The organism is Lysinibacillus sp. JNUCC-52 (genome assembly GCF_015999545.1).
Taxonomy (GTDB): Bacteria; Bacillota; Bacilli; order Bacillales_A; family Planococcaceae; genus Lysinibacillus.
Genome location: NZ_CP065546.1, coordinates 2,447,829 through 2,469,084 on the forward strand (window position 1 = coordinate 2,447,829; position 21,256 = coordinate 2,469,084).

The window sequence follows — 21,256 nt, forward strand, 5'->3', positions numbered from 1 at the left end:
ATCTAATTAATTTCAATTGTCTGTTTTTTCGGTTTATGGTATAAAAAAACTGAAAAAAGACTAGAGCAGGAGGAGATTATCATCAAATTAAGACAACAATATACTTGTCCGTTGGAGCTAGTTCAAGACATGATTAAAGGCAAATGGAAATGTATTATAATTTGGCGATTGCGGCTTGGTCCTACATCTCCATCAAAATTAAGACGCGATATTAAAGGAATAACTGAAAAAATGCTGTTACAACAATTAAAAGAGCTAATGGATTTTCAGTTAGTAAATAAGGAAGAATACCTTTCCACTTACCCGCTTCGAGTAGAATATCGTTTAAGTACAAAGGGACAAGAAGTTTTAAAATCATTAGAGATTTTGCAACGATTAGGTATTCAATATATCGAAGAAAATGAAATATTAGGACTTCAACAAACGTAGTACCCTAACAAAAAAGTGGGTAATTGTCGGCGATTTTTTCTCCATGTTATTATGACCTCAACAATACAATATGGAGGTAATCACCATGAAGAAAAAATATTTATTTATGCTATACATTATTTCTCTGCTAGCAATAGCTGGATGCAGTAGCAAAGATGAAAAGACTTTTGTCGTAACAAGTTCTGGAATTGTGGATGGCGTTATTCAAGATCAATACGGGCAACTAGGCGATTCGTTTAATGAGCATGGTATGCCAACTTATTCATTGCCTTTAAAGTTCGAAAATGCCCCAAAAGAAACTGTATCGTATGCATTAGTAATTGAGGACAAAGACGCTTTCCCAGTTAGTCAAGGATTCTCTTGGATTCATTGGACAGCAGCCAATATTCAAAAAGATGAGTTAAAAGAAAATGAAAGCCAATCAGCGACTGATTTTGTCCAGGGCGTCAATAGTTGGATGAGTCCTCAAGGAGGCAGCCAAAGCCCAGAGCTCTCAAGCTTTTACGGAGGAATGGCTCCGCCTGATAAACCGCATACATATGAAATCCATGTCTACGCATTAGATACTACGCTCGACTTAAAAAATGGCTTCTTTATGAACGAACTGTATCACGCAATGGATGGACATGTTTTAGCTGAATACACTTTAAAAGGCACGTATCCAAATAAAAAGTAAGTAGTAATTCCTTTAAAGCTATATCAAAGTAATTTTATAAAAAAATTAAGTCCAGGACTGCTCGATTTTGTGAGCCTCTGGACTTTTTTATTGCCTCCTTGTAACATTGGATTAAGAATAAATTGTTTTTAGATTTCTTCGTTCTAGTACTGATACACTATAAGCAACAATTTAGACAAAAAAAAGCCTAGTTAATTATTATTTTGTTTTCTTTACTCAATGAATATAGGATATACTTTTATAGTCCTGTTATTGGCACGTAAAATAAAAATTTAAAATTCAAGAAAGTTTTATTGGAGGTTTATTATGAATTACAGAATTATTAACAAACAAGTATTTGAACAAGCGCAGCTACGTTCGGTTTCGGATGTACCATTCACTGAGGAAGAACTTCAAAACGGCATGAAAATAGCAGTCTCTAAAGCGGATGATACGTTAGCTTTATATTTACTAGATATCGAAGGTCATAAAAAGTTCGAAGTGCGTTGGGATGATTCATCAGAAGTTTTCAACGGTTGGTATTCAGCATGGGATAACTTCTCTTGGTGCCTTGATGTCGTAAGCAAATAAATAGAACTTGATGAAATAATATCAACTAGAAACAACATCCTTTGTTTTCGGTTGATATTATTTTTATTTAAGTACGATTGTATCGGAGGATTGGTTATGAAAAATGCAAAGATAATAATGAGTATTTTATTTATTGTCATATTGGGCATACTGGCCATTTTACTTACTTCTGGTCCTCCTAAGCCAATTGTAACGGTAGAAGGGACAAAAATAACACTTGTACAAGGATCATATTGTTGGAAAAGGATTGCGGGAACAGGGTGTGTTGATAAAATTTCACCACCAGAGCTCCTTGAAAACAAAAAAATTACGCCCCTACCTGTATCCCCTAATAGCGAAATAAAGATCAAGTTTACTAAACCACCCATTGATGAACTAGAAGTAGCGTACTTGTTGAACAATAGCGAGAGTCCACTAGTAACAGTAGAAGATGATGCTTTTACTGCACCTAAAGAAGAAGGCATCTATATTTACTCTGTTTCAGGTAGATGGGCCAAGGGAAGTTCGTCTTTCATTTTTAGTATACGTGTTAAATAATATTGTCTATCTATTTATGCGAAATCATTTGTTTTATAAGGAGTGATATATTTGAAACTTTTTAACAAGATTAAATTTATCCATCCTATAAGAAAGTACATACATTTCATTTTAATAATTTTGATGTTTTCACTTGTCATTCCCGCTGGATTCAATCCAAAATATTTAAATATAATCATGTTTATTTTTGGACTGGTAGTACTAAATCGTGGGTTTGATTATAAAGGAACGGATAAAAAAGCATTTTATCAATGCTTGTACACAGGTCTCACAATGTGTTTAGTTTTTCTAATATTATTCATCACCCAATAACTTTGGGTAAACCGTAACGGGTAGAAATGATTTTCTACATATCGATTAGAAAAAATAGTTTCGACTCCTTTAACTTTGTATAATTCATCAGCAATTTGAACATATATGGAGTAACAAGGGAGGTAATCATTATGAAAAAACTACTTTATTTCTTAGTACTATTCACATTATTACTATCAGCCTGTGGCAAAAATGCAGAACCGAAGGAAGTCGCAGTCGATCAAGACACATCTGTAAAAGATATTGTAGGGGCAGTGGTTAAAAATAAATTCACTGTAGAAGAAACAAAAGGAATTGTTACTATATCGATTCATGATACAGATGTACGAGAAGGCTCGAAAAATCAGATGCTGAAAGATTCTGGTAAAATATTTGCCGAGCTGTCGAAGCTAAAAAGTGTGAAAACACCTTCGATTATTTGGTTTGCCCCATTGACTGGCGCTAATAGTAATGAAGAAATGACGAAAGTATTAAGCATTTATTTTGACGAAGAAGATTTTAGAACCGTCAATTGGGCCGACTATTCACAATTAAATATAGAATCCATTGCCACTGAATATAAAGAAAACCCAGCTTTAGGCGATTAACACATCAAAAGATATTGGGACAAAGGAGAAAAAGTGTTAGATTGACTACGATCAATCTAACACTTTTTTGCTCTCAACGTTGATGTCCGCTACAGCGGACGCTTTCCGCGGGCACATCGTAAGCCGCAACCCTCGCTAACGCGCGGTTTGTTGCGTCTTACTTACTGTGCGTTCCCGCAGGAGTCGCCGCCTCCGCTACCATCAACTAGTTAATTGTTTGAGTGCCTGGCACGAACCCCTTATATACCCTCAGTATTCATTAATACAATACGCCAGCCATCTGGATCTTCAATCGTTACACCTTTTTCTGCCCAATAAAGATTTTCTGGCTCCACTTCTGGATAACCCATCTGCTCTAGTCGTTGCACAATGCGCTGGATTGCTTCAATGTTTGGCATGTAAAGCACAAGAAGATTATCCTTTGTCGGTGCAGGACATGGGCTTCCTTCAATGTGCTCAGTAAATTCTAAATGGTAATTGGCATTCGGCAGACCAATCATCATTCCATTGTAGCCTCGATGCCCTGTAAACGAACCAATCTTTTCTAAACCGACACCTTCACAATAAAACCTTTCTATTGCCGATAATTGATGAGTCGGTCTTGCAACGCGTACTTGTACAACTTCCTTTGCCCATTGTTCTTTCATCGCCATCTCTCCTTCTAGGACGATTATATAATGGGAAAACTTGAGAGGAGAACGGTCAATAGTCTGAGTTCTATTCCACGTGCCATATTAAATCTGCTTTTTGTAATGGCTGTTCCTTTGTTAAATAATAATCTTCCGCAACCCAATATCTTTTCTCATACTTCTCCCTTATTGCTGATACATCCCCTATATATGAATCACGCTTTAAAACTCTTTCTTCCCTAACATGTCTTGGACATTCTAAAAATATCGTGTAGTCATAAAATTCCCTCCACTCATTACGCTGAAGAAAGACGCCTTCTATTAAAAGAATACTATTTGGTACAAATAGTCTTTTACTATTTATCACTGTATTCGTTGCCCGATTATAAAAAGGCAGTGTTAATTCTTGTTGATTATTATGTATTTTTAAAAGGCACTTTTTTATTAACTCTATATCCCATTGTAAATAATAATATTCAAACCATTCTTCATTGCCAGTATTGTAACGTTTTACACTTTCTACAATGTAATCATCGATATGGAGCACATTGATGATATATTCATTTTCCAGCGCGCTCACTAGTTCCTTTACAACAGTTGTTTTCCCTGCCCCACCTAATCCGTCAATGGCAACAATAAGCGGCCTTTGTCCTCGATTTAGACTGTTAAATCGTTTTATTACTTCCGTTGTTACCTGAGACATCCTAAGCAATTATCTCACGCTCCTAAAATTAAAATAACCAGTCTACTTCTAAATAAAGTAAACTGGTCTTTTTTAAATTATTGGGATAACGCAACATCAAATGAAGCAGCAGTTTTCGCCTTTACTTCCTCCAATGTTACACCTTCTGCTAATTCTATTAGCTGCATTCCTGTAGCAGTAAAATCAAAAACAGCTAAATCCGTTATTAATCTGTGCACAACACCTTTGCCTGTTAACGGTAACTCACACTGCTTTTTAATTTTTGACTCCCCATTTTTATTCACATGCTCCATCACAACGACGACTCTTTTCGCACCGACAACAAGATCCATGGCGCCCCCCATGCCCTTTACCATTTTCCCTGGAATCATCCAATTGGCAAGATCACCTGTTTCGGAAACTTCCATTCCACCTAAAATAGCAAGATCAATATGCCCGCCACGAATCATGGCAAAGGATTCAGCACTATCAAAAAAAGATGCGCCTGGCACAGCTGTCACTGTTTCTTTGCCAGCATTGATGAGGTCAGCATCTACCGCACTTTCCTCTGGATATGGGCCGATTCCAAGAAGTCCATTTTCGGATTGTAAAAGCACCTCATAATTAGCAGGAATGGCATTGGCAATAAGTGTTGGAATACCGATACCTAAATTAACATTCATGCCATTTTGTATTTCCTGGACAGCTCTATTTACAATTTTATGTCTTGTATCCGCCATCATGCTTCCTCCTTCTTTTTAACAGTTAAACGTTCGATACGTTTTTCATAGTTTTCCCCGAGTAATACACGTTGCACAAAGACACCTGGTGTGTGGATATGATCTGGATCCAGTTCGCCCACTTCTACTATTTCTTCCACTTCCGCAATTGTAATTTTGCCTGACATCGCTGCTAACGGATTAAAATTACGCGATGTTTTTCGATAAATTAAATTGCCTAGCTTGTCTGCCTTCCATGCTTTGACAAGCGCAAAGTCTGCAACGATTCCTTCTTCTAAAATATATTCCTTACCATCAAAAACCTTGACCTCTTTACCTTCAGCAATTGGCGTTCCAACCCCAGTAGCTGTATAAAAGCCAGGAATACCTGCTCCACCTGCTCGCAAACGCTCTGCTAATGTTCCTTGTGGTGCAAGTTCGACTTCTAGCTCACCACTTAAAAATTGCTGTTCAAATATTTTATTTTCCCCTACATAGGAAGCGATCATTTTTTTTATTTGTTTATTTGCTAGTAATAATCCTAATCCCCAATTATCTACACCACAGTTATTACTAATTACGGTTAAATCCTTTGTTCCCTTTTGTTGTAACGCAGCAATAGCCTTTTCTGGAATACCACTTAAACCGAAACCCCCTACTGCTAACGTAGCGCCATCATTTATATCTGCAACGGCTTCCTCAAACGAATTCCATACTTTCCCGTCCACCATATTGAAACCCCCTAAAATTGCTCGTTTATTAAAGAAAATTCTACCTCATTCCTGTTTTATAAGTAAAGGTATTAATTGGAATGGTATTTATGCTCATTTTGCATAAATCGACAGATACTATTCTTTTTCCGTTCGAATAGTCTTTAATAATTGTTTTAATGCATAAGATTGATATGTATTTTTTTTCGTAATTACACCGAGACGCCACGGCATATAAAAATTTTTTAATGGGATGATTTTCACATTCCGATTCGTTTGCTTTGCTGCAATAGAGTATGGCAAAAGGGTCACGCCTAAATTCGAGGACACCAGCTCTACAATTAAATCCCATTGTGAACTTTTATACCCTATTATTGGTGTGAAGCCTGCACCTTTGCATGATTTAATAACATAATCATGCAATGAAAATTCCTCAGTAAAAATAATGAACGTTTCATTTTTTAGCTCTTGCAATAAAATCTGTTCTTGATTGGCTAATGGGTGTTGGTCATTAATAAAAACAAAAAATTGATCTTCAACGAAAGATTGAACATTAAATTTCCGTTCGTCAGTCGGTAAAACTACGATGCCCATATCTACTTCTCCACTTTCTACTAAAGTACCAACTAATTTTGCTCCACGCTCGACTAGCTCTAAATGAACATTTGGATATTGGTGATGAAACTTACGTGCAATTTCAGGGAAAAACAAAGTGCCAATGAGCGGAGGGATACCCAATTTAATAGATCCCGTTTTGATGTTTAATAAATCATCTAGCAATATGTGCAAATCATGGACAGAACGCATAATTTTTTGACCTTGTTGATAAACGATATTACCAGCATCCGTTAACTCTACATGTCTTGTAGAACGATTTAATAACTCAACATGAAGATTCTCTTCTAACTTTTTAATGCTCTTACTTAATGAGGGCTGTGATACAAAGGTTTCACTTGCTGCTTTCGTAAAACTTCCATGTTCTACTACTGCCATAAACGCCTTTAAATCTCGTAACTCCATATGAAAACTCCTTATTTATTCTAATTTGTTATGGAAAAATTCATTAAAGTACTAATTAGTTATAAATTCTCCTCATATTTTTTTAATCCTTCCTTGAAAGTAAAATACCTATAAATACAAGAATGATAAGGTTTTCTTATATATAAAATAATATTAATGTCTATTATTCTTGAGGGACATTATATTTTTTCATTTCTATTTAACGTTTCATTATCTGTCATTAATTCCATTTTTCTCTTTATTTACCTTGTTCTCTATGTAATATTAGAAATAAGGGATGGATGAAATAGAAAGGGGATTACTTAATTGAAAACGTTAACACGAATATCAAATGCTATTATGGAAAAATATTTACCTGACCCATACATATTTGTCACTATACTCACAGTACTTGTGTTGTTATTGGGAGTCACGTTAACAGATTCCTCACCATTAAATATGGTTACTTATTGGGGAGATGGCTTCTGGGGGTTGTTAGCTTTTACAATGCAAATGGTCATAGTTTTAGCTGCTGGTCATATTTTAGCGAATAGTCCAGTCTTTAAAAGAGGCTTATCGTCCGTTGCTAGTAAAATTAAAACCCCAAGTATGGCAATTATTATAGTGACATTTGTTTCTTTAATTGCTTGCTGGATTAACTGGGGATTTGGGCTTGTAATTGGCGCACTTTTTGCAAAGGAAATTGCACGTCATGTAAAAAAAGTGGACTATCGTTTACTAATCGCAAGTGCTTATTCAGGATTTGTTATATGGCACGGTGGTTTAGCAGGCTCAGTACCACTATCTATTGCAACAGATGGACATCCATTTGCAAATATTATGGGTGTTATACCAACAAACGTTACACTTTTCTCATCGTATAATCTATTTATTGTAATCGTCATCATACTAACACTTCCATTTTTTAATCGTTGGATGATGCCAAAAGAAGAAGATGTAGTTGAAGTTGAACCATCTTTATTAAAAGAGGAAAAAATAGAGCTACCTAAGGCAGATAACCATTTTGCAAGTCGTTCAGAGCGTAGTTATGTCTTAACAATCTTAATCGGACTTATTGGTGTTATTTATTTAATACATCATTTCATAACGAAAGGATTTGTATTAGATTTAAATGTTGTAAATACTATTTTCATTGTGCTCGGTATCATTTTCCACGGCACACCGCAACGCTTTCTAGCGGCAGCGCAAGATGCTATTAAAACTACGACAGGTATTGTTTTTCAATTTCCATTTTACGCTGGAATTATGGGGATGATGACCGCTTCTGGCTTAGCTGCTGTATTTTCTGAGTGGTTTGTTAACATCTCTAATGGCCATACATTCTATTTATTTACATTTTACTCTGCAGGCCTTGTAAACTTTTTTGTGCCATCTGGTGGTGGCCAATGGACAGTTCAAGCACCAATTATGTTGGATGCAGCAACTAAATTAGGCGCTGATTATGCTAAAACTGCTATGGCTATTGCTTGGGGAGATGCTTGGACGAATATGATTCAACCATTTTGGGCTCTACCTGCTCTTGCAATTGCTGGCTTAAAAGCAAAGGATATTATGGGCTTCTGTTTATTTATCCTTCTCTTTACAGGAGTTATCATCAGTATTGGGTTATACTTCTTCTAATAAAGATAGCCTTTTAGAACCTCATATTGAACGTTTTTAACGTTCTTGTGGGGTTTTTTGTTTATTTCAAAGACTAAGTAATGGTAAATTTCCGCAAATGTCGATATATTTGACTAGTTGGGCGTTTTTGAGGCTTTAGCATACTATAAATACATAAGTATTTTGTCGCGATTTTATAAAAGTTAGGAGATAGTAGCTATAACTCTGGTCGCCAATGTTCTATTAAATAATATTAAAAGGGATTTTGCGGATGCTAATTTATTTCATTATTTTTTGTGCCATTATTTTAGGGGGATTCTTTTTAAAAAGAATGTTTCAAATTAAAAAAGACCGTCTAGAAAAGAAAAAAATTATGGAGGAACGATTAAAAAAGCTTATTTTTACGAATTCTAAGTAACTATTAAATAAATTTCTATACATCAATACATATGTGGAATCTAACGTTAAAACAACACTTGTGCTAGTCTTTATTCTAATTCTAGCCCAACTACATAAGCGAAAAAAGTGACAACAAACTATGCTTTTTATTTCAAATCTTTTTAGTTTAGTGGTAAACTATCTATTGTCAATTAAATGAAGTAGTAATGAGTATGATTTGTGTTTAACTGTCAATACTCAGTTTATCACTCACACTAGGAGGAATTTTATTATGAAACGTGTTGAAAATAAAGTAGCACTTGTTACTGGCGGAGCGTCAGGTATCGGTTTATCTGCAGCAACTTTATTAGCTAAAGAAGGAGCTAAAGTTGTTATTGCTGACTATAATCTTGACGGTGCAAAAGAAATTGCTGATGTATTAGTAAAAGAAGGTTATGAAGCAGCTGCAGTATTTTTAGATGCTGGTGATGCTGATTCAATCAAAGCAGCAGTAGAATTCACTGTTGAGAAATTCGGTTCTTTAACAGTATTATTTAACAATGTTGGTTCAACAAACTTACAAAAAGATTTAGATGTTGTGAATATGGATTTAGAAGAGTTCGATCGTCTAGTTAACATCAACTTAAAATCAGTATTACTAGGTAGCCGTTTCGCTATTCCACATATGCAAAAAGCTGGTGGTGGTTCTATCATTAACACTGCTTCTATGGGTGGATTTGCAAGTGACCAAATCCGTACAGCTTACGGTACAACTAAAGCTGGCGTAGTTCACTTAACTAAATACATTGCTACTCAATACGGTAAAGATAAAATCCGTTGTAACGCTATCGCTCCAGGATTAATTTTAACTCCTGCTGCTAAAAACAGTTTACCAAAAGAATTACTAGAAATTTTCACAAAATACAATGCCCTACCATACAATGGTGAAGCAGATGATATCGGTTACGCAGTAGTGTACTTAGCTTCTGATGAATCTAAATTCATGACTGGTCAAACTCTTCAAATTGAAGGTGGCCATTATATTGCTAACCCAACAATTGCAGATACAAATGTTTGGGCTGCAAACCAACAAAAATAATAACCTTTTGACCTGATTGAAGTTGAACTTACGATCAGTGTAAAATGTGTTGAGATTCCGAGGCTTATATTTTCGGTATCTCTGGCTGTAGATAAACTCCAAAGAAATTTGGAATTGTCTACAGCCTTTTTTTAATAAATTGTTTGAGTGGCTGACAATCGCATAGGTATGCACCTAACATCATATCAGCTTCTTAAAGCGTAAAAATCCACTTCGCTTTCCGAGGGCACATCGTAAGCCGCAACCCTCGCTGTCGCGCGGTTTGTTGCGTCTTACTATGCGTGCGTTCCTGCAGGAGTCTTCGTGGATTTTCCCTTTGTAGTTTTAGAATGCATAGAAAATTGTTTGAGTGCCTGACACATTGCAAAAATACCTAGCATAATACTGGCTCCTAAATCAATAATCCACTTCGCTTTCCGCGGGCACGTTGTAGGCCGCAACCCTCGCTGTCGTGCGGTTTGTTGCGGCTTACTATGCGTGCGTTCCCGCAGGAGTCTTCGTGGATTTTCCCTTTGTAGTTTTAGAATGCATAGGAAATTGTTTGAGTGCCTGACACCTATGCTAGCACCTATGCTTTTTCTAATGCTAATTTAATGCCAAAGCCAATTAGAACCGTTCCTGTTAGGCCTTCGATTACTGCCTTTGTCATAGGTTTTTTCATAAAAGTACTAATTTTATCTAATAAATATACATAGAAGATGAACCATAGTGCAGTCAAGGCGGTATAAATAAGCCCCATTAGTAGAAATGGGAAAAATGTGCTGTTTGAGCCATCTACAAATTGCGGTAAGAACGTTAAAAAAAATACGGCTACCTTTGGATTTGTAACATTCGTTAAGAAACCTTGCTTAAAGCATGATTGATGCCCATATTTATTATCAATTTGAGTGTCATCATTTACGACTGGAGACTGCGTGCGAATGGTCTTTAAAGTCCATAATGTTTTTACACCTAAATAGCATAAATACACCGCTCCTACGTATTTTAAAATAGCAAATATATAGGCTGACTTTACAATAATTGCAGAGAGTCCAATAACCGCTGCTAGTGTATGAATTAATAAACCGCAACATGAGCCAAGTATTGTTTGTAACCCACCCTTTTTATTAACTGTTAAAGTATTTTTTGTTGCAATAGCAGTATCAGGTCCAGGTAAAATTATTAATAAAATACACATCAATAAAAACATCGGAAAATTTTCCATGCTACTCCCTCCTATCCGTCTGAAAATTATAAAAATAATTCTACCATACGTTACCTCCTCGAAAAAGAGACCACTTAAAAATTTTTCCATCTCCTTTATGATTGACATATAACCATAAGGTGTTATATATTCATAACACCTTATGGTTATATTTTTTTATAAAAAGGAGACTATACAATGTCAGAGCAACTACAAAATATCGTTAAAACTGTTACACTAAATGCGCCTATCGAGAAGGCGTGGGAAACAGTTACAAATGCCGAAAAACTTGGCTCTTGGTTTATGCCAAATGATTTTAAACCTGTGGAAGGACATGAATTTACACTACAATCTCCATTTGGTCCATCCCCATGTAAAGTAGAAAAAGTAGATGCACCTCATTTTGTGCGTTTCGCATGGGATACTGATGGCTGGTTTGTCACATTCGAGTTAAAGCAAGTTGGAGAGCAAACAGAATTTACATTAACGCATGGCGGCTGGAAAGAAGCATCTCATATTATTCCAAAAGCTAACATGTCAGCGGAAGCTGTTCGTCAAAATATGGATGGTGGCTGGACAATGCTTGTTGGTAAAAAGCTAAAAGAGATTGCAGAAACAAAATGACACAGCTCGCACAACAGTATGATGTTTTTCAAGCAATCGCTGATCCAACAAGACGTCATGTACTTCAACTGCTAGCCGAAAGCGATAAACCAATAGCTCTTCTTTCAGAACATTTTACGATTAGCAGAACTGCTGTCGTCAAACATCTACACGTATTGGAGCAAGCTAAGCTAGTATCCGCCCAAAAAAAGGGTCGAGAAAAAATTTACACGTTACACATTGAACGCTTAAAAGAAATTGAAGATTGGTTACAATACTTTCATTTATTTTGGGATAATAAACTGGCACAATTACAAACGATGGTCGAAAACGATTAACCTAGTTTTTATGGCAGGAAAAATAAACAAGCCACAACAATATGCATATGCAATCGTTGCGGCTTTCTTTTATCTCATATAAAATAATCCACCATTTACAATTTCGATTTTAATTTTTGCATCGTATTGTTCTTCTAATGCTTTTCTCTCTATTTCATAACACTCTGGCTTTTCTTCCACATCTTCATAAAAGAAGTCTAACACGCGTTGATCCCGTTGCCATCTTTTTTTAGCCTGTTCAGCCCATGTATGATCATCTTGTTGAATAATTGCATCGATCGCTTCATCCAAACGTTGAAGCCCACGTAAAGGCTTAATTATATATTGTACATAAAAAGCATTTTCCGACTGCTTAATATCCCACTCAAAATGATTTATTGTTTCATGGAAATGATCATTTATTGTACCTGTCAGTAAGTTAATACCAAAAGAATACAGCATTTCTTTTGTTCGGTCACAACAATACGACACTTTATAATTTACACCAAGCCAAGGAGTAAGCATGACTTGCCCTATACTCGCATCTACTTTTTGAAACATTTGGACATATGCTCCTAGCTCTCTCGTAGCTTGAAACAATTGATTGAGCCTTGGAGAACCAAAATGGACGACTTCCCCGATTATTTTTTCTGACAATGCACTTTGATCTGTAATAAAGGTAACTTGTGCAGGGTTAGGTTCGCTATTTGTCGCTTCTACGTATTGCCAGTAAAAAGGGCGATTCATAATTCTTTTATCAACAGCAATCGTTAATTGTACTGTTAAGTAATGGTCACTCTCCCATACCATTTCGCATTCATTTTCTAAAAAAAATTGTCGTAAATAACTGTGAACCTGTTGTGGATACATGCCCCTCTCCCCTTACAAATCAATTACGGCTTGGAATATTGCGTTTAGATTTGTCAGTCTGCTCGAAAAGCTCCTCTTCAAATCTGCGACATATGCCAATGCCTTTTTTATTAAGAATAGCAATCCTCACTACAAGAAAACTTCTATAAATGCGGGTTATACAGATTTTTTGAAATTTGTTAAAATGGCATCTAAGTCTCCTACTACCTTTTCAAAAACATCAATTTTTGTATGCAGTAATGCCAAAATATCCTTTTCAATCGTATCTTCTACCGCAAGATTATAAATATGGACATCATGCTCTTGTCCTAAACGGTGAACACGACCTATGCGTTGCTCAAGCTTCATTGGATTCCAAGGCAAATCGTAGTTAATTACATGATGGCAAAATTGAAGGTTAATCCCTTCGCCCCCTGCCTCTGTTGCAATTAATACTTGCGCTTTTTCCTTAAATATATGCTTCATGTAATCCCGCTTGTTTTTATTAAACTTCCCATTAAATAAAACACTCGTTATGCCATGTGAATGTAAATACCACTGTAAATAAATTTGAGTTGCACGATATTCAGTAAAAATAATGACTTTATCTTTAGCCTGTTCAATAATCTCTAGCGTCTTCTCAGCTTTAGAATTCACTTCTAATGACATAACTTTTGCAAGAATTGCTTCTAGCTCCTCGCGTTCTGAACTATTTTCAAGCATTTTGGACAGCGTTAAAGCTGTTGCCTCTTTGCTGCTACACATTTCTTTTTGCAATGTAATTAATGAGAAGGAGCCTGTTGAGGTAAGCGAGCCAAGCAAATGATAAACTTCCATTTCCTCAGGGCTAAATTGAATAGGCACTATTTGAACGCGTCGACTAGTCCATTCGATGCCCGTGTCCTCTCTTCGATTCCTTACCATGACCTGATTGACTAGTTCTTTTAAATAGTCATCGTGTTGTAAATCATGCTTACTTGCTGAAAATGCAGATTGGAACGTCTCATAATTGCCAAGATGACCTGGCTTCAGTAGCGAAATCAGATAATAAAGCTCAAAAACATCATTTTGAATCGGCGTTGCGGTTAATAATAAGCAAAACTTCTTCTTTAATCCTTGTACAAATTCGTAAATTTGTGTTTTATGATTTTTTAATTTATGTGCCTCATCAATAATAATCATGTCATAATTTTGCGCATAAATTAATTCTTTATGTGGGCTTTTTTTTGCCGTATCCATGCTCATAATAACAATATCGTAACGCTCAATCGGGCAATTTTTTTTATACGCAATAGCTGGAATATGAAATTTTTGATTTAATTCTTCAATCCATTGATTAATAAGAGATGCAGGTGCTAAAATCAGCGCTTTTTTCACTAGCCCTCGTATCATGTATTCCTTTAGTATTAAGCCAGCTTCAATTGTTTTCCCTAGCCCCACCTCATCTGCAAGTATCGCTTTCCCATTCATTCGTTCTATAACGGTTTGCGCTGCTTCTAGCTGATGGGCAAGTGGTGTTAGCTTTGGTAAAAACTTTGTTGCTTGTAAACCTGTAAATTCCGGAATTAAATTCATTTTCACAATTTCATAGTTCGTTTTGTACAAAGTCCAACTATGCCATTTTTCATCGTTTTCCAGCCTATTTATCAATCCTTCTTGCCAATCGGACGACCTCTCCACAATCATGATCATCACCTCATGCTATTATTTCTAAATTAGGTTGTCCAAAAAAGAAAAAGCTATGTTAGATTTTACTCATGAAAAAATATACATATTTTAAGTGACATGCACATGACTTGTTCAAATAATTTAATTCGAGAAATAATTTCGGGACATTGATTAAGATTTAGCTAAAGAGGATTTAATGATTAAAACGAAGCATAATAATATCCAAGCTATATAGGATAATAGAAGACGTTTGTTTTTATAAAAGATTTTCGCATAGTATTGAATTATAAAAAGAGAAGGCTTTTATGCCTTCTCCCAGACTGTAGACAAACTCGAAATTTTTCGAGTTTGCCTACAGTCTTTTTTCATTTTAAAATAAAAATAGATGTCTACTGCCGTTGATTTCCGCTACGTTCGGGCGCTTTCCGCGGGCACACACGTAAGCCGCAACCCTCGCTAACGCGCGGTTTGTTGCGTCTTACGTTCTGTGCTTTCCCGCAGGAGTCGCCCGCCCTTCGCTCCAATCAACTTGATATGAATTGCTATCAATCAACTATAAATAAAATAATCTATTTGAGGTGATGGAAAATGATGTCGAAAAATCAAATCAATGAACGTGACCAATTAGAAATTCTGACAATTGACCAATTGGTGCCACAAGACCATTTAGTTCGAAAACTAGAGGCAGCGATTGATTTTTCGTTTATCTATCCATTAGTGGAAAACCTCTATTCATCTATAGGACGTCCAAGTATTGACACCGTTGTTCTCTTTAAAATGACCTTTATTCAATACGTTTTTGGTATTCGCTCTATGCGTCAAACTATCAAAGAAATTGAAACGAATATGGCCTATCGCTGGTTTTTAGGTTTTGGCTTCCATACAGAAGTTCCTCACTTCTCTACCTTCGGTAAAAATTATGCACGACGCTTCCAAGCTATTCTTAATCCCTTTTGTCGACAAGCTGAGAGAAGGCTTTTATGCCTTCTCCTTCTACTATTCACGTTACTTCACATATGCGACAGCTCTTACTGGCGATGCAGTTGAGTTTTTCAATTTAAGCGGCAGTGCCATAAAAGTAAAACGGTCATTTAAAGGTAACTGTTCAAGGTTAACTAGGTTTTCTACTATATAAATAGGAACACTTAGCAGCTTTAAATGTACTTCACGTTTCATATTGTCATGAACATCTATATTCGCTAAATCAAGACCGATGCATTTAACTTGCTTATCAAATAACCAATCACCTGCACAAGTTGCAAATGCATGCTCTTCAAAAAAGTCTCCTTGACCCCACTTTGCAGTGCGTGTTCTTACTAACACAATATCACCTTGCTGAACAGTAATTCCTTGTCTTTGCTCAGCCTGTGAAAGCATCTCTGCTGTAACAGGTTCAAATGGATCTTTGAAAGAGGAAACATCAAGTAAGACAGCATCTCCATATGTTTTTGTTAAATCCATTTCAGCAGTAGATTCCCCACCTCTTATAAAGTGAAGAGGTGCATCAATATGTGTTCCACTATGATCAGACATACGTAAAAAGCGAGATTCAAATCCTTCACATGGAGCTACGTAGCGATGACCAGAATTATCAAAAGTGGATTCTTCTTGTATCGCAATCGGTGGATGTGATGTGTAAGAAACTAAACCATCATAAATTTCTAATGTTAAATCAATAATTTTCATTTAAATTTCCTCCTTAAACTGAATCACAACTTTGCCATTTACTTTATTAAGGGCACTTTCAAAACCATCAAGACTATCTTTAAATGGAACAGTGTGTGCGATTAACTTATTAAATGGATAGTTTGCATCTGCAGCCATTTGTAAAACCGCTTCATAATTAGCTTGTGTAATGCCATAACTGCCTTTTATCATTATTTCACCACGTACAATTTGATCCATTGGCACAGCAAACTCAGCAGAATTGATGCCGACTAATACAAGCTGTCCACCACGTTTAAGTAAACGAAGTGCCTCTTTCGGAATAGCTGGATGACCAGAGCAGTCAATGATAGCATCATAGCCTGCAAAATTATCGTGAATCAGCTCCTCCGTAGAAACAAATGTTGCATGTACTCCGATCTCTTTTGCTAAATGCAAACGATTTTCATCTTGTGGAACTCCCAGCATATGTGTTTCTTGATTACCCGCTCCTACTAATATAGCTGCTACCCCTAATCCTATCGGTCCAGGTCCAATTACTAAAATCGCCTTGTTCTTATAATCAGGTACTTTTAAAACGGCTGTATAACTAACTGCTAGTGCTTCCGAAATAGCTGCTACTTCATCACTTACTGCATCGTCAATGACAATAATATTATTTACATCAACTACCATATACTGTGCCATGCCACCAGCCTCACGGAATCCATATCGCAGTGCCTCCGTCGGTGTTTTGATTAATTTATAGTCATTAAAATCACAGCAATTCGTTTCACCACGTTGACAATAATCACATACCCCACAGCTTTTATATGGATTAATGACCACTCTCTTATTTAAAAGGGATTTATTACCAGAATCCCCCATAGCTATTACTGTTCCCGTTACTTCATGCCCTAGCACAAGGGGGTAAGTGACCCAGTCATAGCCACCATGCCCGTCATACATATGCAAATCACTTCCACAAATCCCAACGGCACTTACTTTCAATAAACATTCATTACTATTTAATTCAGGAACAGAATAAGTTTTAAATTGAACATCCTTTTTCTTTGCTGAACACTTTACTAATGCTGTATATTCCATCACCAATTCGACTCCTATTCTCATTTCATATTTACTGCTTTTATTGGATCGCTACTGAACTAATTTAATAATATCTATTAGGATTTTTTCTTTTTCGGCTAAATATTGTTGTTTATCGATAGATGACCAATCATAGAAGCCCTGATTGGTTTTCATACCATATTGTTTGGCTTCTATTTTTGCATGATGTATTGCAAGTGGTTTCGTACCATTCTCTAAAGTCGGGTATACATGATCGACAATGGCATAATGTGTATCTAAACCATTAATATCCCGTTGCTCAAGTGGTCCTGTATGAGCTAATCGTACACCAAGGCTCATTTTAGCAATAAAGTCGAGCTCTTCAGCAGTTACAATTCCTTTTTCAACTAAAGACATCGCTTCTCTTGCAAGTGCACTTTGTAGTCTGTTTGCTACAAAGCCCTCAATTTCCCGTTTTAACAAAATAGGCTTTTTACAAACACCCTGTAAAAATTCCATAGTAGCATTTGCCCGTTCCTGGGCTGTATAAGCGCTAGGTACCACTTCTATTAAAGGGGTAATATGTGCGGGAGAAAAGAAATGCGTCCCGATTAAGCGTTCTTTATGCAACATATTCACTGCAATATCGCTAATTAAATAACTCGAAGTATTGGTACAAAACGTAACTTCTCTTCCATAAAATGAATCCAGTTGTTCAAATAAAGATTGCTTAGCCTGTAAATTTTCAACAATTGCTTCAAAAACAAATGATAAATCATCAATTTGTTCTAGTTGCTGTAAAAAAGTAATTTGGTGTAAATCAGATTGCTGCTTCAATTGCTGTAATCTTTCCATATTAGGCTCATATAAATAAACATCCACGTTATATTGCACAAAATATTTCGCGATAGCCGAGCCCATAAAGCCTCCGCCTATTATCAGTACTTTTTGCATTGTTAGTTCTCCTTCGTTAGGCTTTACTTTCTTTATCATTCCATAAAGCTTTGATGCCAACCGCATAAATACATATTGCTTTTACTTCATCTAAAATATCGACACTCGCACCGAGTGAAATGGCATTTGTTTTATGAATCAAAATGCCTTTTTCATAGCCATCGCAAACGTTTATAGCATACAGCAATAATTCCTTCAGTAATCTAGATACTGCACCATCTCGTAAAGATGTTGTACGCAAGTTGCTATATGTTAGTAAAATGTCTGGTGCATAATCTACTAAATATTGAATCCATGTTGGTAATACATCGAACTCTCTTTGATAATAGTCAATACATTCCTGCTGGGAGGAAAATGCATCAACCTCTTTGCCAATTTTAGTGGCCTGAGCATCACCTGATAGCTGAATTGCATAGGTGATAGCTTCTATTCCAGATAACCAAGTTGGAATACCTCTAGAAATAATAGCTGATGCAATTAGTTCTGCCATTTCTGTGACAGCATTGCCCTCTTCCACTGCTTGCTTTACGAAATAAAGCATTTGTTTTTCCTCACGTCTTGCTGCAAATAATCCTACAAGTAACAATGTTTTTTCTTTTCTTGTTAAAGCCCCTTCTGTTAGAAGTGCTTGATACATGCTGGACATTTATATTTCCCCCTCAGGTACTGGCTATTTGACATATGTCGCTGTCCGCTACGGCGGGTGCTTTCCGTGGGCACACCGTAAGCCGCAACCCTCGCTACGCGCGGTCTGTTGCGTCTTACGTTTTGTGCGTTCCCGCAGGAGTCACCGCCTTCGCTCCCATCATCTAGTGCTATCTGCAAATTTTTATCTAGGCAAAAGAAAGATTAGCTAGGTTCTTCTTCATAATTAATAGTAAAAATTCACGAACATCTTTACTTCTATTATAAATATTTTAGTTTTGTCCCATGTGTCGTCGCTGTCCGCTACGGGCGGGTGCTTTCCGCGGGTTTACTGGCGATTCACGGGCTTCCATCGGCGATTTCCACTATCTTATCGGCGATCCACGGGCTTCCATCGGCGATTTCCACTGTCTTATCGGCGATTTACGAACTTCTTTCAATGCAAAAAATTCGCTCACTTTCTGTGGAGGAACCGCAACCCTCCCAAATGCTAAAGCATCTGCGGAGGCTCGCTTGGCTCGCTTTCCCACAGAAGTTTAGCGAATTTTTTGCTGAAATCCTATAACCTTAACTCATCATTTTCTAAAGTAAATATGACCAAGCTAACATTGCTATAATGTAAATAACACCTACGAAGAACATAATCATAACTAGGAAGCCCATAATATCTTTTAACTTCAAGCGAGAAAGTGCCAGTGCTGGTAAAATCCAGAATGGTTGTACTAAATCGTTCCAAGCATTCCCTAACATAACGGACATTGATGTTTCTGATAAGGATGCGCCTAATTCTTTTGCTGCCTCAATCATAAATGGACCTTGTACTGTCCAGTGTCCTCCTGCAGATGGTGCAAAGAAGTTAATGAAGAAGGAACTAATTAATCCCCAGAAAGGAAGTGTTTGTTCGTTTGATAGGTCAACGAATATTTTAGCAATAGTGTCCACTAAACCAGAAGCTGCCATGATCGCCATAATCCCCGCGTAGAACGGAAATTGCAGTATAATTCCTGAAATAGTTTTAACCCCATCAGCTAAGTGCTCAACATAACGGGCAGGCGTGCCTAGTAAAATAATTCCTAAGAATAAAATAATAAAGTTTAAAATATTTAAGTTTAATGAATTCCCTTTTGTGAAATAGATTACAATATAAATCAGCCCTAACGCACCAATTGCGTAAGCTAGAATGCGGCTGTTATTTAATTTATTCGCTAATGTATTGTCTTCCAAAAGGTTTAATTTTGCCTTTGGTTGGTCTGCATATAATGCGGGATCAATCTCCACAACATTTTTAGGATCTTTTGGATGCAGCATTGCATTAAATAGCGGTAATGTAATTAATAAAACAATTGTTGTAATAATCATTGGTAAGCTAAAAATTGTTTCTGATAATGTAACTAAACCCATGGCACCTTCTAAGAAGTGACCAGGCGTTGAAATTAAAATCGGAATAGAAGCAGATATACCTAATCCATAGAAAGTGAATCCAGAATAGGCAGCTGCAATAATTAGCGGATAATGGACCCCTTTAACTTTTAACGCTAATTTTTTCGCGATAATCCCACCAATTACTAAACCAAATCCCCAGTTTAAATAACTACCGATACCTCCAACAAGTGTTGCCACAATAATTGCCATTTTTGGTGTATGAACCATACTAGCAATTTTATTTAATAACTTATCTGTTATAGGTGCTGTAGCTAATACATAACCCATTGCAAGAATGACAGCCATTTGTGTTGTAAAGGCTAGTAAATCCCAAAAGCCACCACCCCAGGCAGTTGTTAGATCCATAAAACTAATATCTTCAACTATTAGAGCCAATACAAACGTTAATAATGTAAGTCCAATTGCAAATACAAATGGGTCTGGTAAATATTTTTTCATTACATTTGTGAAAAAATTCGTTAACTTTTCCATACAATTTCCCCCTTGATGTGTTCTCCTAAGTAATTTTTGGAATTAGCTCTTTAACGTGTAAACATGATAAAATAAAATCACAATCTTTACATGTTGGAGGGCATTTTCTTGCAAAAATTAACTAGTATTTTAGTGACCGCTTATGCTAAGGCACCCCAAGGCACGTCTATGTACGAGATGTACAAACATGCCGGCATTGTGTTAGAAATCGATCAACAAAGTCATAAAATTATTGATGCAGAATTTACATTTGTTACTGATCTTGCTCAAGATTTCTTTAAACGAATGTTAATTGGCTTTGATCTTACCGCCAATATTGATGAATTAATTGCTCGTGTAGATGAGCACTATTATGCTCCATCAAGTGGATCAGTCGTAGTAGCTCTAAAGTCTGCGCAAAAAAGATATCTTGAAAAAATTCAAAAAGATAGCTAAGTATTTTCACCGAGTCATGTACTCGGTGT

General features: G+C 36.4%; 23 protein-coding genes and 1 pseudogene. 11 read left to right on the forward strand and 13 right to left on the reverse strand.

All coding sequences use genetic code 11. The features are described 5' to 3' along the window. The first annotated feature begins 129 nt into the window (after positions 1-129). From JNUCC52_RS12080 to JNUCC52_RS12100, 5 genes are all read left to right on the forward strand, one after another. Positions 130-429, forward strand: coding sequence for a winged helix-turn-helix transcriptional regulator (locus JNUCC52_RS12080; RefSeq protein WP_217270281.1), 300 nt, complete (start codon positions 130-132; stop codon positions 427-429). A gap of 85 nt (positions 430-514) precedes the next feature. Next, a complete protein-coding gene (locus JNUCC52_RS12085) occupies positions 515-1,105 on the forward strand; it encodes a YbhB/YbcL family Raf kinase inhibitor-like protein (RefSeq protein ID WP_337980051.1) in 591 nt (196 codons plus the stop codon). 306 nt (positions 1,106-1,411) lie between these two features. Next, complete coding sequence (locus JNUCC52_RS12090) at positions 1,412-1,675, forward strand: hypothetical protein (protein WP_173478775.1); 264 nt, start codon at positions 1,412-1,414, stop codon at positions 1,673-1,675. A 96-nt stretch (positions 1,676-1,771) separates the two neighbouring features. Continuing rightward, a complete protein-coding gene (locus tag JNUCC52_RS12095) occupies positions 1,772-2,212 on the forward strand; it encodes a hypothetical protein (RefSeq protein WP_337980052.1) in 441 nt (146 codons plus the stop codon). 443 nt (positions 2,213-2,655) lie between these two features. Continuing rightward, on the forward strand, positions 2,656-3,111 hold the full coding sequence (locus tag JNUCC52_RS12100; protein ID WP_337980053.1) for a hypothetical protein: 456 nt from the start codon (positions 2,656-2,658) through the stop codon (positions 3,109-3,111). 239 nt (positions 3,112-3,350) lie between these two features. Here the strand turns inward: JNUCC52_RS12100 and JNUCC52_RS12105 are convergent, their stop codons facing one another. From JNUCC52_RS12105 to JNUCC52_RS12125, 5 genes are all read right to left on the reverse strand, one after another. Continuing rightward, on the reverse strand, positions 3,351-3,758 hold the full coding sequence (locus tag JNUCC52_RS12105) for a VOC family protein (RefSeq protein WP_337980054.1): 408 nt from the start codon (positions 3,756-3,758) through the stop codon (positions 3,351-3,353). Positions 3,759-3,828: 70 nt separating this feature from the next. Continuing rightward, entirely contained in the window at positions 3,829-4,443 is a 615-nt protein-coding gene (locus JNUCC52_RS12110; protein WP_337982219.1) for a kinase, read from the reverse strand. A gap of 77 nt (positions 4,444-4,520) precedes the next feature. Continuing rightward, positions 4,521-5,162 (reverse strand): 3-oxoacid CoA-transferase subunit B, encoded by a 642-nt coding sequence (locus tag JNUCC52_RS12115; RefSeq protein ID WP_337982220.1) that lies wholly within the window; start codon positions 5,160-5,162, stop codon positions 4,521-4,523. Continuing rightward, on the reverse strand, positions 5,162-5,872 hold the full coding sequence (locus tag JNUCC52_RS12120; protein WP_173478778.1) for a CoA transferase subunit A: 711 nt from the start codon (positions 5,870-5,872) through the stop codon (positions 5,162-5,164). Before JNUCC52_RS12120 ends, JNUCC52_RS12115 begins: the two co-directional genes overlap by 1 nt. Before the next feature lie 117 nt (positions 5,873-5,989). After that, positions 5,990-6,871, reverse strand: a complete 882-nt coding sequence (locus tag JNUCC52_RS12125) for a LysR family transcriptional regulator (protein WP_337980055.1) — start codon at positions 6,869-6,871, stop codon at positions 5,990-5,992. 306 nt (positions 6,872-7,177) lie between these two features. Here JNUCC52_RS12125 and JNUCC52_RS12130 point away from each other — a divergent pair, with 306 nt between their 5' ends. Beyond that, positions 7,178-8,491, forward strand: a complete 1,314-nt coding sequence (locus tag JNUCC52_RS12130) for a short-chain fatty acid transporter (RefSeq protein WP_337980056.1) — start codon at positions 7,178-7,180, stop codon at positions 8,489-8,491. 649 nt (positions 8,492-9,140) lie between these two features. Next, on the forward strand, positions 9,141-9,947 hold the full coding sequence (locus JNUCC52_RS12135; RefSeq protein ID WP_173478781.1) for an SDR family NAD(P)-dependent oxidoreductase: 807 nt from the start codon (positions 9,141-9,143) through the stop codon (positions 9,945-9,947). A 568-nt stretch (positions 9,948-10,515) separates the two neighbouring features. Here the strand turns inward: JNUCC52_RS12135 and JNUCC52_RS12140 are convergent. Continuing rightward, on the reverse strand, positions 10,516-11,151 hold the full coding sequence (locus tag JNUCC52_RS12140; RefSeq protein ID WP_173478782.1) for a LysE family translocator: 636 nt from the start codon (positions 11,149-11,151) through the stop codon (positions 10,516-10,518). 177 nt (positions 11,152-11,328) lie between these two features. On the opposite strand from JNUCC52_RS12140, the gene JNUCC52_RS12145 reads away from it, so the two are divergent. Both JNUCC52_RS12145 and JNUCC52_RS12150 read left to right on the forward strand, forming a co-directional pair. After that, the gene (locus tag JNUCC52_RS12145) at positions 11,329-11,754 is read left to right on the forward strand and encodes an SRPBCC family protein (RefSeq protein WP_173478783.1); all 426 of its coding nucleotides are present in this window, start codon (positions 11,329-11,331) and stop codon (positions 11,752-11,754) included. Beyond that, positions 11,751-12,071 carry an ArsR/SmtB family transcription factor gene (locus JNUCC52_RS12150; RefSeq protein WP_173478784.1) on the forward strand — a complete coding sequence of 107 codons (321 nt, stop codon included), beginning with the start codon at positions 11,751-11,753 and terminating at the stop codon, positions 12,069-12,071. The genes JNUCC52_RS12145 and JNUCC52_RS12150 overlap by 4 nt, the downstream gene beginning before the upstream one ends. A 69-nt stretch (positions 12,072-12,140) precedes the next feature. Here JNUCC52_RS12150 and JNUCC52_RS12155 read toward each other — a convergent pair whose 3' ends face one another. Then, positions 12,141-12,920, reverse strand: a complete 780-nt coding sequence (locus JNUCC52_RS12155; protein WP_337980057.1) for a YqhG family protein — start codon at positions 12,918-12,920, stop codon at positions 12,141-12,143. Between the two features lie 156 nt (positions 12,921-13,076). After that, on the reverse strand, positions 13,077-14,591 hold the full coding sequence (locus JNUCC52_RS12160; protein ID WP_370635699.1) for a DEAD/DEAH box helicase: 1,515 nt from the start codon (positions 14,589-14,591) through the stop codon (positions 13,077-13,079). Positions 14,592-15,155: 564 nt separating this feature from the next. On the opposite strand from JNUCC52_RS12160, the pseudogene JNUCC52_RS12165 reads away from it, so the two are divergent. Beyond that, a pseudogene (locus tag JNUCC52_RS12165) lies at positions 15,156-15,503 on the forward strand (transposase); the annotation flags it as partial. A 69-nt stretch (positions 15,504-15,572) separates the two neighbouring features. Here JNUCC52_RS12165 and JNUCC52_RS12170 read toward each other — a convergent pair. The 5 genes from JNUCC52_RS12170 to JNUCC52_RS12190 form a co-directional block, all read right to left on the reverse strand. Then, the gene (locus JNUCC52_RS12170; protein ID WP_173478787.1) at positions 15,573-16,253 is read right to left on the reverse strand and encodes a cyclase family protein; all 681 of its coding nucleotides are present in this window, start codon (positions 16,251-16,253) and stop codon (positions 15,573-15,575) included. Next, a complete protein-coding gene (locus tag JNUCC52_RS12175) occupies positions 16,254-17,318 on the reverse strand; it encodes a zinc-dependent alcohol dehydrogenase (protein WP_228134498.1) in 1,065 nt (354 codons plus the stop codon). It abuts the gene before it with no gap. 51 nt (positions 17,319-17,369) lie between these two features. After that, positions 17,370-18,233, reverse strand: coding sequence for a 3-hydroxyacyl-CoA dehydrogenase NAD-binding domain-containing protein (locus tag JNUCC52_RS12180; RefSeq protein ID WP_337980058.1), 864 nt, complete (start codon positions 18,231-18,233; stop codon positions 17,370-17,372). Positions 18,234-18,249: 16 nt separating this feature from the next. Further along, positions 18,250-18,879 (reverse strand): carboxymuconolactone decarboxylase family protein, encoded by a 630-nt coding sequence (locus tag JNUCC52_RS12185; protein ID WP_337980059.1) that lies wholly within the window; start codon positions 18,877-18,879, stop codon positions 18,250-18,252. A gap of 581 nt (positions 18,880-19,460) precedes the next feature. After that, positions 19,461-20,792 carry a short-chain fatty acid transporter gene (locus tag JNUCC52_RS12190; protein WP_173478791.1) on the reverse strand — a complete coding sequence of 444 codons (1,332 nt, stop codon included), beginning with the start codon at positions 20,790-20,792 and terminating at the stop codon, positions 19,461-19,463. Between the two features lie 108 nt (positions 20,793-20,900). Here JNUCC52_RS12190 and JNUCC52_RS12195 point away from each other — a divergent pair, with 108 nt between their 5' ends. Continuing rightward, entirely contained in the window at positions 20,901-21,227 is a 327-nt protein-coding gene (locus tag JNUCC52_RS12195) for a DUF3870 domain-containing protein (RefSeq protein WP_173478792.1), read from the forward strand. Positions 21,228-21,256: the final 29 nt, after the last annotated feature.